Genomic DNA, 16,009 nt, shown 5'->3' on the forward strand with positions numbered 1-16,009 from the left:
ATGAGTGAAATAGGAGATAAAATCAGACAGGTTTTCAGAGAATCTGCTGTCTATAAGAATCCCGCCAACAATGAAGTATTCGTTGGACGCAATCTGCCGTCTTTTGTCAAGGACTATCTGATAGCCACACATATTGACCAGAACGGCGTACTTCGCCGTGAAGCACTTATTAGATTTCTCGACGAACACATCCCACTTAATCCAAATGCTATTCGGAGTCGCCTTATGCAAGGCGATGTAATTACTCTGCTAACTCGCTTTGAGGTAAGCACAAATATAGCCAAGAATAAAACACAGTTCCAAATTCCGGAAATGGGTATAAAGATGGCGGATACCAAAATTCCTCAGCACATAGTAGAGCAAAATCCTGATGATTTAATTGACGGAGAAAAGTGGGGGATCATCAAGCTTGTTTATATCCCGCCCCAAGATAAGGAGAAGGGTTACATTGAAATGTCAAAATATAAACCTTTTCGCCCGCTTGAACATCTCGACCTCAATTCGTTCAGAGAGTGTCGTAAGAAATTTACTACCGATGAATGGATTGATGTGCTTATTTCAGCTATGGAGTATACCCCGTCAGCCTTTTCGGGCAAAACTCAGAAGCTGGAGTTTCTGGCTCGTCTGTTACCGTTCATCGAACCTCGTCTAAACCTGATTGAGCTGGCACCCAAGGGCACCGGTAAATCCTATGTTTTCGGGAATTTATCAAAGTTTGTTTGGCTTATTGGTGGCGGTAAGGTTTCTCGTGCCAAACTCTTCTATGACAAGTCACGCAAGACACCTGGAATTATGCTTCATCATGACCTCGTAGCACTTGATGAGATTCAGTCAATTACGTTTACCGATACAATGGAGATGCGATCTATCCTTAAGAACTATCTCGAATATGGTAAGACCAATGTTGATAATTACGAATTTATGTCTGAGTGTGGTCTTATTCTTCTTGGTAATATACCTTTATCGGAAGATGGTTTCCCAATGTCCGACAACTATGTAGAAGAACTTCCAGAAGCATTTAAAGAGTCTGCTCTTCTCGACCGATTCCACGGACTCATAGAAGGTTGGTTACTCCCACGCATTACCAATGACATGGCACTGCGCGACTGGACCTTGAACGTAGAATTCTTCTCGGAGGTTCTCCACCAGCTCAGAACCGCAACGGAGTATGCTACAATTGTAAATCAATCCATTGCAGTTCCGGAGAGTGCTGATATGCGTCATTTGAAAGCCGTAAAGCGTATTGCCTCAGCCTATCTGAAGCTGCTGTTTCCACACGTTCTCAAAAAGGAGGATATGGATATTGCTGAGTTTTATACATATTGTTTGAAACCGGCTGTTCATCGTAGAGATATTATTCGTCGTCAATGTGCAAACATCGACCGTGAAAGTTCCTTCTCCAAACCCATGCCGATATTTGAATTGAAATGATGCAGTCTAATGCTGATACTTCAAAACTGAAGATTCTATATGAATCCCTCGACCAACTTAAAGAGTCCGGGAAAGATGTTGTTGCTGAAATAAGTAAAGAAATCAACAACATTGAATTGCAATATCTCAAAGAGGATGTGTTACCAGAATTGATGAAATTTCTAAGCCGCAAAATATCTTGGTTGAGGTGTTCGGTTGATATGAACCTGCAATTCGACGGTGAAAAACAGCTTGACTATTCATTTTGCAAATCAGGATCGACAGTATTTATTCGCGATAAATATGAATGTAACCGCCAAAACGAGGATGTCCTTGAAGAATTGGAAACGGATTCTAATAATCTGGAAATTATTACCAGTACAAGCAATCAGACTGATGCTCATGATACTCCAAAGCGTAGCAAGACATACACACTTAGAGTTGAGTTTCCTAATGGGAAAGTTTTTCAGGGGAATGTCGTCAGCGATACATATGTGGCTGTCATAAAAGAAATTAATCCGGAAAAAGTAGATTCGGTTGGTCTGTCACATGCCGGAGTTAGTGTTGTCTCCCAAACACTTGATTCTAAATATGCAAAATATCAAAAGCCTATAGGTGGAGGGTGGTACGTAATGACAAATAGTTCAACAAAAGCAAAGGGTTTTGATCTTAAAACAATATCCGATGAATTGGAGCTTGAATTAAAAATTAGTCTCGTCCCTTTAAATAATTCAGAGGAAGCAATACCCATAATGGGGACATCGGAAAGTGAACGCCATAGAATTCGAGTTACATTCCTAGATGGACGTACTATCTGTCCTATAAAGGTATTAGAAGTCCTCGTAGAGGTTGTAAAATATGCTGGCGCAGATAGAGTGCGAGAATTGGGCATCAATTGTTGCGCCGACAATTTAATACTGAAAAATCCCGCACCTCGTTATGAAAAGTCGTGTAAACCTGTTGGTAATGGTTGGTTATGTAATACCTGCTCCGACACTATTACCAAGTTCAACCAGATAACCGAGATTTCACAAAAACTCAACCTGGGAATTAAGGTTGAATTAGTATAATAGTTTAAGTATTATGATGTAAGGTGCATTTATGAGTTTTAATGGAGGTATTAAATCGATAATGGGATTACATAATGGCAAAAAATATAGAAATACGAAATAGTACAGCAGAGTTTCTTATCTTCATGCTTGAAGGCAAGGAGGATGGGATTCAGGTAATGTATAAAGATGAAACCATTTGGGCAACACAAAAGGCGATGGCGCAGCTCTTTGATGTAGGAGTACCAGCAATCAGTAAGCACCTTAAAAATATTTTTGAGAGTAGTGAGTTGGACGGAAATTCAGTTATTTCCAAAATGGAAACAACTGCTTCGGATGGCAAGAACTACGATACGACATTCTATAATCTCGATGCCATTATCAGTGTCGGATATAGAGTCAATTCTGTTCGTGCCACGCAGTTCCGGCAGTGGTGTACGTTTGTACTCCGACAGTTTGCCATCCGTGGATATGTGCTTGACCATAAACGAATGGAGAACGGCTCTTTCATCGGTGAGGACTACTTTGAACATTTGCTAGCCGAAATAAGGGAGATAAGGCTGAGTGAACGTCGTTTTTATCAGAAACTGACAGACATTTATGCTACGGCAATAGACTATAACAAGGATGCTCCGACAACTCGTCTTTTTTTCAAGAAGGTACAGAATAAAATGCATTATGCTATACATGGGCATACTGCTGCGGAACTGATTGTAGAACGAGCCAATGCAGATAAAGAGCTCATGGGGCTGACTACTTGGGAAAATGCTCCGAATGGGAAAATTGTCAAAACAGATGTATCTGTTGCAAAAAACTATTTGCGAGAAAACGAATTGGAAGAAATGGGTAGAATAGTCAATGCATCCCTTGATATGGCAGAAAATATGGCTAAACGTCACATTCCAATGACAATGGAGGATTGGGTAAAACGTATTGACAAATTCATTGATGTGGCAGAACTCCCGATATTACAGGATAACGGAAACGTGTCAGCCGAATTTGCCAAAGAGTTCGCGGAAACGGAGTTTGAAAAGTATAGGATTATTCAAGACAAACTATTCCAATCCGATTTTGACCGATTCAACGATGGTAATCTACTTACTTTGGATATAGAATGATATGGAGGTGCAAAGCAACGAGTCTCAATTCTGATTTTCAGGTTTAAGACTCGTCGCTTTGTAGTAATCTGCTATTTGGACTTGTTCAATACTTTCAAAAGAAGTATCATTGTGGTAATTCCAGTTGTGGCAAGCAGAATAGTCCATAAAACGGCTTTCCAAATCAATACCGAGTGCAAAATCTCTGCATTAGCTATTATGATACCGGCGAAAAAAGAAGATAGTACTACCAGTATGATAATCAAGATGTAAAATGCTGTATATGGTATGAAAATATAACTGTCAACCTTACGGATTTTCTGTTCAGTTTTATCCCATTTGTCTTGAATTTGGCAAAGAAACTTGTCAAGTACAGATTGCCCGAATTTTTCGGCTTGCTCCTGCGTACTTTGGGCAATAGTTAACTTATACTCCCGTAGAAATTTAAGTAAATTTCCTAGATTTATACTCATCTCATGCACATTGTCATTCAGGTTGGCAAGTTCCTTGGCGTTCACATCAAGTAGTTGCTTCTCTTCTTCCAGATATTCATTTTTGGGAGTGATCTTTATGGATTCCGTATCATTCATTTCTGCGGAAAAATCGAATTTCTTTTTCATGGGCTTATCGTTTTAATCCTGTTTTAGGTTTCTTCCCTAACGAACGGCTGGCGGCACGAGCGCATCTGCGTGCCCAAAGCAAGTCATCTTCGTCCTTGTCTCTCCACGGAAGGTCGTTTTGCGAACCTCCGCCACCGCCTCCTGTTGCAACGTTGGGCGTTTCAAGCAGTCCGACAAAAATAGCTACAGCCATATCGGTAAGTTCCTGAGTGTTGGCGACAATTCTGTAATCAAATTCGTCGTTGAAGCAGTCAAGCACTTTTTCCGGAATATAGAACTTGTGTCCTTTGCCTCCGTGATTAAGTGTATAAGGGACTGTATCGGGATGATAAGTATTATATCTGCCATAATCGGCGGATGCTGACGGTTTGAAACTTTGCTCCGTTTGAGAATCCTTAAACGTAGTTTTCAAAGCGCAACCCTGCGGCTTATGATGCAGCTTTTCCCATGTTTTAGGAAGTTTCAAGATCATCAGATTTCTGCCAACTCCTAATTCGGAAGCCTTGTATTTGGTATTTCCTTTTACGATCGCATATCCACGAAGAATACCTTTCTTGTCATTTCGTTCATGTACGGTATAACCTTTCCGTATAAGGGTGTCTTTGTACTCCTCCCATGACCACGATTGCATTGATTTCAGCGTATCCATGCAGTCGCGATTCACTTGGTGAATATGGGAATTTCTGACTTGCGCTGCCGTTGTCCAGCCTCGTTTCTTTGCCACTCGTTCGGCTGCACGTTGCGCACGAAGATGAATGTTATGGTCGTTGTTGATGTTACCGTCTTCATCTATGCGACAGACAGCAGCATGAAGGTGTGGAACTCCACCTTCGGATTCCGTATGCAGCCAAACCGAGTATTTGCTACCCGCCAAATTGGTCGGACAGGAACGGACTTTTCCATCCTTGTCGGTAATCACTTGTTTGTCGAACTCCTCAGCGAAGTCGTGCCAGAGTTTTTGCCAGTCCTCGATTTCAAAGAATTGGGTATGTTCAGGCGAAGGACTCAGTTCGATTCTGATAACAGAGTTCTTGATCGGCCGATGTTGGGAAAGGGTCAACTGCATGGAGTTCCATATCCCCATAGCGTCTGGTTCAGAGGGCAACAGATTGTCCAATACCCGATAAATTTTTTCCGGATGTTTCTTGTGTTGTGATTCGCCGGTAATGTAACGGAGGTCGTTTATTCCGTGCGATATGGCTTTTGCTTTTGCAATCATTCTTCTTCGGATTTAGCGTTAGACGGAATTTTGTTATGCTCTTTTACGGCATTCAGAAACTGGCAAACGCTTTCGGCTACATTGCCAAGTTCCTTGAGCCAGCCGACCATAAACGGAATCTGATTAAACATTATCATGCGTTGCTTTGTGGACATTCCGTGAAGTGCGGAGGTGTATTTAACAAGGTCTGACCGACAGTTATCCAGATTTAGCAACAGTGCCGCTTCTTTTTTCGTAAGTCTCGCTTTGGGCTTGAAGTTATAGGCACACGACAATATGTAATCGCTTACGGTCATACCGCATTGTGCTGCCAGTGATTTTATATGCTCTTTCTGACGGGGAGTGACTTTCGCTCCGATGAAGACGCATCTTGTTTCGTTAGAAGAACCAAATGAATTCTCAGTATTTTCTTTCATATAAATTGTTCTATAATGGTAAATAGGTGCGAGCTTGCGAGTACCGTACTGGCGAAGGAACTGAGCAGGCAAGAGCGCCAATGTACAACCGGAACGCAGTGAGGTTATACCTTGGCATATCTTGCAACAGTTACCTGTTGATACTTCCCTGCAAGCCATGTCGAATGTGGATATGGAATCGGCATTCGGATAGTAAGATATATCTCTAAAATAGGGGAGAGTATGACTATCTCACATTATGTTATCTTACCTACTTTGCTTTATTCTAATATATACGCTCCTGCAATAAAGTAAAGTTGAACTCAGTAATGGCATTCGGGATTGATTTTATATTCTTTCCCCTCTTTTATCACCATCCGTTTGTTGCCGAGGAAGGTGGCTACCTTGACCGCCTTGTTGTGACCGAGTTTTACACCCTGCAACCCATAGCCTTTTTTCAGCCGCTCCAGATAGTCGTCATAACTGCCGATATTGCCATCTGCAAAAACGGCATCCAACGCAGCACGATGTACATTCTCCGGAATCTCCTTGTACGGATCGAACGGCTCTTTGGCTGGTCGACCGACAACCTTTGCCTTGGGCAGGTAAGATTCTACCAGTTCGGGCAAAGCATCTTCGTTGATGCGGAAAGCGAAAGGTTCAAATTCCCGGTCACGGATATGCACAGCTTCAACCACGCTTATGGATTTATCGTCTTTGTCCACTTCGACCTGCATGATGGTTTCCGCTTTGTTGTTGAGTTCCGTGCCGATGTGTCCACGTGCGTTTTCATCATTCTTGTTCTGGTGAAGGATGGTATGGATATGGATTTGCCTGTCATCCGTCCACTGCATGAATTTAGATATAATGTCAGTGGATTCACTGGGTGAGTTGATGTCATAAAGAAAATCACGGATGCCATCTATGACCACCAATCCTAAATTAGGAATTGTGCCGATAGCTTGTTCAACTATAGCTAATCGCATATCGGGAGAGTATTTGCGCAAAGCCAGCATGACCAGATTCTCTGGCTCTTTATTTTCCGGTAAGTCCGCCAAACGTAAAATGCGCTTTAATACGTTCTGACAATGATACCGCCCTTGTTCCGTGTCAACGTATAACACCTTCCGTTTATCTTTGGGGAATGTAGACCGATAATGAAGAATGGTGCTACCTCTCAATGCCGATGCGACAATGGCTGAGACATTGAACGTTTTCTTACTTTTAGCCTTACCTATGGAAGCACTGAAATTGCCTAATGTGCCTATAACTGCATCGTCCACCATCAGCACCACAGGCGACTGTTCGTATGCACTTGTCACGCTCACTATTGACTCCTCCACATAAACTGCCAACTCCTCACGTGAAGGAGTCGTATTATCCGCCTTCTCCATCGTTACCAGTTTTTAGGGTTCGGTTTACGGCGATGGGATGCGAGCATAGATTCATTCTCGTCTTCGAAACTTTGCGGAGCCGGATTCTTGCGTGAAGATTCCAGCCATTTGTCCAATTCATCCCGATAGATGTAGAGATGCTTCCCTTGTTTGATAACCGGAATATCGTCCTTTTTGACCTTGTAATAGAAAGTAGATAACGGCATTTTGAGATAGGCGCAAGCCTCTTGCACCGTCATGGGCACGTGCGTGTTCTCTTTGACTTCGTGCTGCTTGGAAAATTTTTCCGTCAGCAGATTTTCCATGCTTGCAATCCGGTTGCACAGTTCGCCTACCACTGCCGGCAGGTCATTGAATGTCAGGTCTTCTTGTTTCATATTAAAAGTGTTTTAATCGTTTAACATGCTGCGAACCAACTCAATGAAACCTTGCAGAACAATACAGACCGGATTAATTATTTCATCTGCATACGTTTTTTATTTTGAGTTACTATTATCTGTTTCTAAATGGAAGCGATAGTCGCCTTTATCGGGTACGTCAATAGGTATTTGGCTTGAAACATTATCGCGCAAATTAAATTTTAGATATTCAATGGTTGCATTTGTGAGTTCATGAGGAAATGAAACTTTTATAAAAGTTGCTCTTTGAAGTAGAGATATACCCAAACGTTCACCGATGTTCCATGCTAAATGGCGTAGTCCTGGAGATTTCAACGGCTTATCTATATTGGAGCGAATAGGTTTGTATAAGTCATATCTACCACAAGCCATATATTCTATATTGGAAATGAGGATTGAAATAGCCTCTTTAGAGAGATAAGGGGCAGTTTTGATGGTCACATATTCCCGAATAGCATTCATGACTTCTACTTGTCTTTCTGCTTCTTTCTTTTTGATGTTCTCCAGTAGCGCTTCATAATTATCTATAACTGAATCATTTGGCTGTTCAATGGTTTGAGCTTCATTTGCACAATTGTCTTTTATCTCGAAATCAGAGTCAAAAACAAGCGGAGATTGCCAACCAAAAGAAAAATCGATTGGATTCTTCGTCAGCCATTTATAGAAAGATCGTTGTAACAGACCGCATAATAAAATTGTTGTTACAAGTCCAAGTATTACCGGAGTCGTTATCTTCATGATATTGATCTCGTGACAGGCGAAAAGATAAGTGTCTATCGCAGTATAGGTGATTACCGACAGCGCAAGAACAAAGCTTATTCTTTGAGTACGAATTTGAGTCCTATTTGTCATATACTGTAAATGTTTGGAATGATTATGCCGTAAAGTTATGTGCCGTATTCCAGATACTTATAATTGGTGATGACAAATCGCCCAATATTGGTAAAAAATAACGGGTATAGTATGATTTCGGGCTAAAAATCATACTATACCCGTACAAATGGAATCTAAAATGGTTGTCAGCCATTCCTTGTTAGGGTAATTTTCTTGCTGGCTTCCCGTTTGTTGGCATCGACCACCTTGATATACCTTTGCGTGGTGGTGATACTCTTGTGCGCCATGATGCTCTGTATGGTGCGGATGTCCGTCCCAGCAGCAGCTTGTAGCGTGGCGAATGTTCTCCGGTACGAGTGGAATGTGATGTTCTTGGTAATTCCGGCAGAACGAATCCACTCTTTCATGGGGGCTTGTGTCCAACTGCGCATAAGCCCTTTGAATACCAAACCTTTCTTCTCGGAACTGTAATCTATCAATCCTAATGCTTCTTCGCTGATGGGAATGATGTCTTCCGCTTTGTTCTTTTGTGTAATGATGTGTACGCATTTCCCTCCGGCTGAATAGTCTACAATATCTTCCCAACATAAGGCAAGAATATCACTGATACGTAAACTGGTCATACATGAAAACAGCGATGCTATTTTCAGAATGGGTTTCTTGCACGGTGTTTCAGCCAGTTTATACAGTTCTTCTACAGACAGATACTCTTTGACCACATCTTCCGTTTCAATCTTATCCAAGAAATCATTGACGTTGGTCTTTATCATTCCATTACGATAGAGTATTTTCAGGAATCCCCTGAAAGTAGACCAATATCCCGATGCGGAATTTCGTGTGATAGGTCCGTTACGTCTTAGCTTCTTGGCACTCAGCAAGTATTCCCGAAATTTGTTGCATAGGTCGATGTCAATCTCCTCAAAGGTGCATTTGCCATGTACGAAGTTTCTGAAATGGAGATAGACGAACTCCCATTTCTGGTCATGCTTACGGAGCTGTTTGCGATAATACTCCAAGAAATCGGCTTTGAGTTTGTACCTGTCGAAGAAATCATACCGTTCATTCACCACAGATTCAAACCTACGGCAACGTATGGCTTCGGCTTTCTCGGTCATTACTTCGTTGAAGTTCTGTTCACGCTTGTTTCTCGGATTGGCATATACGTAAATACCAAGCGACTCATGGCGGATAACTTTCATTGTCTCTTTGTCTCGATACCCCGGATAATAATCCAGATAGAAAGACATCATCCTGCCTTTTAGCGGACGTGTCCTTAATGTCACGGTCTTGCATTCATGCATAATGTTATATTTTTATGGTTATTATTAATTCGCTGGCAAAACTCTGTAATGTAACCATGCAGAAAGCCTTCAGTAGAGATTAATTTTGGAATAATTTACGGAAGCCTATAATTGGTTACTTACGGACACCCATTACCTTGTCAAACTCCACTTTCAGGAACCTGACGAACCGTCCGTTCTTCTCACGATTGATCTGATGGAATTGTAGAATACCGTAAACCGAATCACGGGATAGATTGAATTTCTCCATTGCCTCCTTGACGGTGTAGTATTCCGCTTTGCTCTCCTGCTCGGAACTCTTCGAGAGGTCGAAGTGGAGCTTGGAGTAGAATATCTGCCCATGCTCCTTCTTGGATGGAATGTTGTTCCGATACACCTGCGAACGGATGGCTACACGTGTCATACCGTACTTCTCCTGAATCTCTTCTGGGGTGTACCATTCGGTCAGGTCGGAATCCACCTCGTATTTGGCAAAAGCAGCATTGATATGTTTCTTGCTGTAATAGTTGAACTGGCGGATGCGTACTTTCGGGACTTTGTGCTGCCGTGTATAAGTCCACACCCATTTAGCGTTGACCTTATATTTATCGGCAATCTCTTCGGCAGTGTAATACTCGGTGATGTCAAAGTTTTCTTTAGGCATGATGCGCTCATAAGGTTTGGTTTTCATCATCAGTTCGATGTCCGCACGGCGGATGAGTGACTTCTTGCCGCTGATGCGTGACGCCCGAAGTTTCGATTCCTTTACCAATTTATATATGTATTGCCGAGTTACGCCCATCAGTTTTGCTGCTTGGGCAAAAGAGAAGAAATCCTGTCCCTCAGCTGCTTGTCGAGGTTGCAATAATTCTTGCGACCGTTTCAACTGTCGCTTACGTTCCCGGATGCGATCCTTGTAGCCAAGATTGGAACACTGGTGGCTACAATAACAGGTCGTTGTTTTTTGAGCTATGAATGGCTTTCCACACCATTGACAAATCTTTCTTACTTCCATATTTTCCTCCTTTACATTGGGGATAATTTCGCCTTATTTCTCCCGGATTTTGTCAACACATGTAAACCATTGTCAACACACGTCAACTAATGCGTCACTGTGACATTCGGGCTAACCGTGAATTTCCGTCGCGGTAGAAATATGTAGGAAAAATATGGATAAAAACCGTTACTTCCAAATACGGACTGGAAAACGTTAAAATATAAAAGTCGCTGATATACAGCGACTTTATTCTGGGTGGTTATAATTGGTTACGGCTGTTTCTAAGCCATCACTTCCCGACACAGCGCGTAGAACATCTTGCCGCTCAGCGGATTGCAAATCTTCGGGTACAAAAGCCCGAAGATGCGCCGTTTTTACCTTCTGAAAATCGCTTTTTCCGACCCTCTCGGGCCTGTGTTTTTGTACCCGCAAAGTTAGCTGTTTTAACTAAGATGTGCAAACGGCGGATACGAGGTCATTATCGATTCGTTTGAAAAAGTGTAGCAATCCCTCGGTTGTTCGTTTGAAAAAGTGTAATGGAGGCATGGTTATTCGGTCGAAAAAGTGTAACTCTTGTTCTACTCAATTGAAGAATCCAGGCCTTAAAAAGAATTTAATCAATCCTCTGCGTATTCGTAGTAGATGTCCCACAATGTATCCGGAAAGCCATATCCACAACACTCCACAGACTTAATCATCTTTTTCATGCGTGGCGAGTATTCGGGCATCAGTCCGTTGATAGATATGAATTTGACCGCTTTGTTGAAATTGTTTTCAAGAGCGGTATAAAACGGATCGTCGTAATCGCCGTATTGTGCGGTCAGGCTGCATCCTTGTTCCACATAGTAGAGCATCAGGTCCGCAATGGCATGTGGGTCAGGTACAAGTTCTTTGAATGAGGTTATCAGTTTATTGCATTCTCTGAAACTCGGATCTTTAGGCCAGTCGTTACGACCAAAGAACTGATTGCGGATTGTCTTCTTGTATTTTTCAAGCTCGGCATCGCTATTGGGTTCCATATAGAACTCAAGCCATACGCTCGCTTCCTTGCTCGCATCGTATAACTGGAGCATTATATCGACTACCTGTTCTTTTGAAAGAGCCGACATATATTTTTTTAATTTTGCTTTTGACATTTTGGTACAGTTAAAGTGGGATTATTCGGATGATCTGTTGAAACGGCTTATCCGTTCATTTACAATACGGATGTAGTTGCGTTTCAGTTTGTCGGTGAGAAAACTATGGTCAACAAGTCGCTTTGCACCTTCAGGGAAAGCGGTGTATTTGTTTAGGATTCTATCAATACGTTTTTTTACCAGGCCAATTTTCTCTCCGAATTTCTCAAAGTCGAGGCGGCATGGGTGTCCGGTTCTGTCGTAAACGTCGCTTTTTTCTATATCGTATGCCAGTCCACCGTCAAGACCGAAGTCATCGCTATTGACATGCAGGCTGGTATTGATAAGGTCGTAAGCAGGAGCCAGACGGTAATCGTGCTCAGTCAGAATTAGCGAGAAATTTTTAAGGTGATCATCGCCATTAGCATAAATGTAATTGAAAACCACAAGTTCAAAGAACCGCTCCATGTCAACCATCCATGCGGCGACATTTGCCCTGATCGCTTTGGCTATATCCTCATAGCAACCGTTGTATTTGAACTGAAGGCCGGCGGTCTGTTCATTCTTGCCTATTATCGAGGCGAAATCCTCCATCGGGAGTTTTGACCCGTCAGGGAGGATGTCGAAACGGCGGGTAATATATACCGACTGACCTTTGGGCGTAAAACAAAGACCATTAGCCGCGGTCTGTATTCCGTAAATCTGTGAGGCAATCTGCATCGTAAGATGCTCGTTGGCAGGAATCATCTTGCGGTCACGAAGAGTCTTGTCCCACGGTGCAGGTTTCAATATATGTGTCGAACGCTCATTGTCGCCTGCTATATTGATTGCATCTGCATTTATAATAGCCGGGAATTTTTCCTGAACGCCGGAGACCGATATGCGGTGCATGGCATCCGCAATCTCGCCGACATTCCGGAACTCGTCAATGTCAAATCCAAGTACCGGATTCACTTTTGTTTTACCAAATAGTAATTTGGCGTATTTCGGGCTATAAGTGTCAAATCCTTCCACAAGAGAAGAAGGACAGTTCTTTATTTCAATCATTGGTAATCCTCCTTACATTAACGGCTCCTATAAAATCTCTGTCGGCCATCGCTTCAAGCAGTCCGAAAAAATCCTGTTCATCAATTTTCAACGAGCGGCAAATCACACGACGGTTTGCTCCCTCCGGAATCATATTAGAGAAGAAAGGGAACAAGTACTCAGAATAAAAAGCATCTGTTCTTTTGGGTAACGTCGCGGAAATCGGGGGCATGGGAGAGTCAAGATAATCTTTACAATATTGGAAAGAATATCCGATTCCCGGATGCTTCTCCGTCAATATACCGGCTTTTATTTCATTGAAATATACCTCAAGCTGTTTCATAGGGTCTGCCTTATACGATATTCAATCTCAATGCCAAGAACATCAAGAATTTTCTTAACGGTGCTAAGTGCAGGATTACCCTTGCCACGCTCAATATCCTTGATTGTGGCAAGACCCACTTGCGACATTTCAGCAAGATCCTGTTGGGTGAGGGAAAGCGTTTCCCTACGCTGTTTCATTATATCCATCAGTTCCATGGTTTGACATAATAAACTTTTTCGCAAAAATAAGGAGAATTTCTGAAACCGCCAAATAAAAGTATAATAAATCATACTTTCGACCATTCTATTATAGTTGGTATTGAAATCGGTCGAATAAAGTATAGTATATCATACTTCTGTCGCTTGTGAAAAATTTATTTGGTGGATTTGTGAAAAAGTATTAACTTTGCGGCCACAAAAAAAAGAAACAAATGGCAAGACAGCATTGCAATACTCTAATTAGCAAACGTATTCAGAGCTTAAAAGGCTTTGAACGCAATGCTTGTGCGCTTATGCCGTCAACAACAGGCACATCATATTGCGGATCTGTCCGACCGTTTCGTTTCAGTAACCCAACTGACATAAGTTAGTCTACAAATACAGACTACTGAGATATAACGACTGTCGGAAAGTCCTTACCAAGCTTCCCGACAGTCGTTTTTTGTGTCCTCACCGATATAACCTTCTCCATCGCGATTAGCTGCGGACACACATTTCAATAATCGCGTCTTATGACGCATAACCCGAATGAAAATGAAGTTTAATGATCAAAAGAAATTATATCGCCAAAATGCTCTGACTCAGACAGACATCCTCTACCTCCCCGACAGTCGCGGTCTTGACGTGACTGCCGTTTCAAGTAAGTGTGCTGATATCATACGCAGCATACATGGCTCGATGAGTCGTCTGGCTCCTATGGGCGATGATGAGAGGAGAAGTCTTTGGTTTGAGGTCAAGGGTAAAAGATGGGAGTGGTATAGGTTGTCGGTATCAACCTATAAGGATCGCCATTATCTCTATATCACCGGAGACACTTATGACCATCATGTATTTTGTGACAAGGATGATTGTAATTCCCGCCATTGTTTCTATGAGGATGAACTCGTCGGAATATTCTCAAAAATCGAGAAGTATGTTGCCGGACTCGTTGACAACATCTTGTCTGCGCCCGAACAATATAATTTGTATGTTGAGAAATATTTGAGTTACTACCGGAGAGAAGGGTTGATAATACGGGGGATAAAACGAAATGTGTAAAGTGGAAAATGTTGGCTTTGTATTGAAATGCGTTATAAATAAACGAGTTACGGGTGTTTGGTGCGATAGAGTAGGGGAGGGGTGTCAAAAACGAAACGTAACATTCGCTTTACATTGATGTTACATTCAAAGAACGTTTGAACGGTGTTTTACCAGGAAAATGTTACATGGCGGCTGAATGGTCGCCTTTTTCGTTGTAATTGGTTTCATGTGGTAGCTTGTGGGCCTTTTGTTTTAGCGTATTTTGATTTTATATTCTCTATTTTATTCCATATAGTTATTATTTGGTATATTTGCACCAAAAATATATAAGTTATGGCAAAGGTTATACATGTGCATCTGTTGAATAGGGGGCGTTATGAGCGTAAAGACTATTATTTTGCGAGTATCTCGGCTATATATACCGTTTTGACGGCTCAGGACGTTGGGGCAACAAAAGGGTATTTGTTACATGCAGGATTGTCTGGAAACGGCTCTGTGGCCACGAAATGCGCTATAATAAAGCAATCTACGCTTATACGTGGAACGAGGCGCACAGAGGGCAAATGAAGGCCTTTCAGACGGTATTTCAGTTATAAATAGGGTTGGGATGTTTGTGTGATGGCATGAGCACCCCTTTTTTCTGTCTAAAATGCGGTTAGGTGGACACTAAGGTGGACATTTAGGTGGACAAATAATGTGCTATAAAAACGAAATGTGTTGATTAGGTGGACATTTAGGTGGACACTTTTAACATAAAAATAAGTGGATAAATAGGGCGGATGGGTATAAAAAGGCTGAAAAACGGTGTTTTTAGTGGTTTTCGAGGGGCAAAATACACTAAAAACACCGTTTTCGAGGGGCTGATTTTATACGAAAGTGCCTAAATACAGGCGTTTACGAGAAATTACATGAATTTTGAACATACATTTCGTTTTATTCCAAACGAATGATGCCAATAACAAGGGCTACAGCATATATTTCCGAGTATGGTAATTCAAATGGGTCGTATTGCTCATTGTCAGATACGATTAGAATGTGCTGCTTGTCATGCCCTGGTTTGATGCGTTTAATGAGTGCCCCTTGAGCTGTGTCTAAGACATAGGGCTTATTCCATTGAAAGAAAAGACTTGCCATTGGTACACGTTGGCAAGCGACAATATCGCCAGAGATATATGTAGGTGTCATGCTATTACCTTTTACGGATATAAGAAAGTCCGCTCCATTAAACGCCGGCACGATATATCGTTCACACTCGTATTCAAGAACAGAATTCTCGCCAGTCAGTGCACCAGCCATAGCACTAAATGGAATGAGTGGGATACCATCATGGCTGTTGGTCGCTTGTTGGGCAATGGGGATGTTGCTATCTTTAATCATAGAACCTCTACCAGTTAAAAGCCATTCCGCTGATAACTGAGGATATAGGGTTAAAATCTTAACCAACATATCGCTTCCTGGTTGAGATGTCTTATTTTTACCCTTAAAATTGCTGGCTTCAATACCTGTGGTACTGTAGAAATCAATCTTTTTTATGTTGCTTCTATCCAAAAAAGCCATAATACGGGTCAAGCCGAAAACACGGTGCATGAATTTTGAGAAAAGTGTTAAATTT

General features: G+C 41.9%; 18 protein-coding genes. 5 read left to right on the top strand and 13 right to left on the bottom strand.

Annotated features, from left to right (window positions below; translation table 11 throughout):
* From brxL to C5S62_RS04745, 3 genes are all read left to right on the top strand, one after another.
* A complete protein-coding gene (gene brxL, locus C5S62_RS04735) occupies positions 1-1,431 on the top strand; it encodes a BREX system Lon protease-like protein BrxL (RefSeq protein ID WP_104404277.1) in 1,431 nt (476 codons plus the stop codon).
* Complete coding sequence (locus tag C5S62_RS04740) at positions 1,428-2,480, top strand: hypothetical protein (protein ID WP_104404278.1); 1,053 nt, start codon at positions 1,428-1,430, stop codon at positions 2,478-2,480. Before brxL ends, C5S62_RS04740 begins: the two co-directional genes overlap by 4 nt.
* Before the next feature lie 74 nt (positions 2,481-2,554).
* Positions 2,555-3,577 carry a virulence RhuM family protein gene (locus tag C5S62_RS04745; protein WP_104404279.1) on the top strand — a complete coding sequence of 341 codons (1,023 nt, stop codon included), beginning with the start codon at positions 2,555-2,557 and terminating at the stop codon, positions 3,575-3,577.
* Positions 3,578-3,648: 71 nt separating this feature from the next.
* On the opposite strand, the gene C5S62_RS04750 is transcribed toward C5S62_RS04745, so the two are convergent.
* The 12 genes from C5S62_RS04750 to C5S62_RS04805 all read right to left on the bottom strand — a co-directional run bounded on the left by C5S62_RS04750 (position 3,649) and on the right by C5S62_RS04805 (position 13,356).
* Positions 3,649-4,176 (bottom strand): hypothetical protein, encoded by a 528-nt coding sequence (locus tag C5S62_RS04750; protein ID WP_104404280.1) that lies wholly within the window; start codon positions 4,174-4,176, stop codon positions 3,649-3,651.
* Between the two features lie 4 nt (positions 4,177-4,180).
* Positions 4,181-5,395, bottom strand: coding sequence for a relaxase (locus C5S62_RS04755; RefSeq protein WP_104404281.1), 1,215 nt, complete (start codon positions 5,393-5,395; stop codon positions 4,181-4,183).
* Positions 5,392-5,811 carry a metalloproteinase gene (locus C5S62_RS04760; RefSeq protein WP_104404282.1) on the bottom strand — a complete coding sequence of 140 codons (420 nt, stop codon included), beginning with the start codon at positions 5,809-5,811 and terminating at the stop codon, positions 5,392-5,394. Before C5S62_RS04760 ends, C5S62_RS04755 begins: the two co-directional genes overlap by 4 nt.
* 302 nt (positions 5,812-6,113) lie before the next feature.
* Complete coding sequence (locus C5S62_RS04765; protein WP_104404283.1) at positions 6,114-7,184, bottom strand: AAA family ATPase; 1,071 nt, start codon at positions 7,182-7,184, stop codon at positions 6,114-6,116.
* Positions 7,185-7,186: 2 nt separating this feature from the next.
* Entirely contained in the window at positions 7,187-7,561 is a 375-nt protein-coding gene (locus C5S62_RS04770) for a helix-turn-helix domain-containing protein (RefSeq protein WP_104404284.1), read from the bottom strand.
* A 99-nt stretch (positions 7,562-7,660) separates the two neighbouring features.
* Entirely contained in the window at positions 7,661-8,434 is a 774-nt protein-coding gene (locus C5S62_RS04775; protein ID WP_104404285.1) for a hypothetical protein, read from the bottom strand.
* A gap of 167 nt (positions 8,435-8,601) precedes the next feature.
* On the bottom strand, positions 8,602-9,717 hold the full coding sequence (locus C5S62_RS04780; RefSeq protein ID WP_104404286.1) for a site-specific integrase: 1,116 nt from the start codon (positions 9,715-9,717) through the stop codon (positions 8,602-8,604).
* Between the two features lie 115 nt (positions 9,718-9,832).
* Complete coding sequence (locus C5S62_RS04785; protein WP_104404287.1) at positions 9,833-10,711, bottom strand: helix-turn-helix domain-containing protein; 879 nt, start codon at positions 10,709-10,711, stop codon at positions 9,833-9,835.
* A 599-nt stretch (positions 10,712-11,310) separates the two neighbouring features.
* Complete coding sequence (locus tag C5S62_RS04790) at positions 11,311-11,829, bottom strand: DUF6155 family protein (RefSeq protein ID WP_104404288.1); 519 nt, start codon at positions 11,827-11,829, stop codon at positions 11,311-11,313.
* A 21-nt stretch (positions 11,830-11,850) separates the two neighbouring features.
* Positions 11,851-12,855 carry a type II toxin-antitoxin system HipA family toxin gene (locus C5S62_RS04795; RefSeq protein ID WP_104404289.1) on the bottom strand — a complete coding sequence of 335 codons (1,005 nt, stop codon included), beginning with the start codon at positions 12,853-12,855 and terminating at the stop codon, positions 11,851-11,853.
* Positions 12,848-13,177, bottom strand: a complete 330-nt coding sequence (locus C5S62_RS04800; protein WP_104404290.1) for a HipA N-terminal domain-containing protein — start codon at positions 13,175-13,177, stop codon at positions 12,848-12,850. The genes C5S62_RS04795 and C5S62_RS04800 overlap by 8 nt, the downstream gene beginning before the upstream one ends.
* The gene (locus C5S62_RS04805) at positions 13,174-13,356 is read right to left on the bottom strand and encodes a helix-turn-helix domain-containing protein (protein ID WP_223301139.1); all 183 of its coding nucleotides are present in this window, start codon (positions 13,354-13,356) and stop codon (positions 13,174-13,176) included. Before C5S62_RS04805 ends, C5S62_RS04800 begins: the two co-directional genes overlap by 4 nt.
* Positions 13,357-13,911: 555 nt before the next feature.
* Here C5S62_RS04805 and C5S62_RS04810 point away from each other — a divergent pair.
* Together C5S62_RS04810 and C5S62_RS13835 are read left to right on the top strand one after the other, a co-directional pair.
* On the top strand, positions 13,912-14,415 hold the full coding sequence (locus C5S62_RS04810) for a hypothetical protein (protein ID WP_133159501.1): 504 nt from the start codon (positions 13,912-13,914) through the stop codon (positions 14,413-14,415).
* 315 nt (positions 14,416-14,730) lie between these two features.
* Positions 14,731-14,964, top strand: a complete 234-nt coding sequence (locus C5S62_RS13835) for a hypothetical protein (RefSeq protein WP_104369808.1) — start codon at positions 14,731-14,733, stop codon at positions 14,962-14,964.
* Between the two features lie 366 nt (positions 14,965-15,330).
* On the opposite strand, the gene C5S62_RS04820 is transcribed toward C5S62_RS13835, so the two are convergent.
* Positions 15,331-16,009, bottom strand: a 679-nt coding sequence (locus C5S62_RS04820; RefSeq protein WP_371411184.1) for a helix-turn-helix transcriptional regulator, incomplete at its 5' end; no start/stop codon positions are given.

This window comes from Prevotella sp. MGM2 (assembly GCF_002933955.1).
Taxonomy (GTDB): domain Bacteria; phylum Bacteroidota; class Bacteroidia; order Bacteroidales; family Bacteroidaceae; genus Alloprevotella.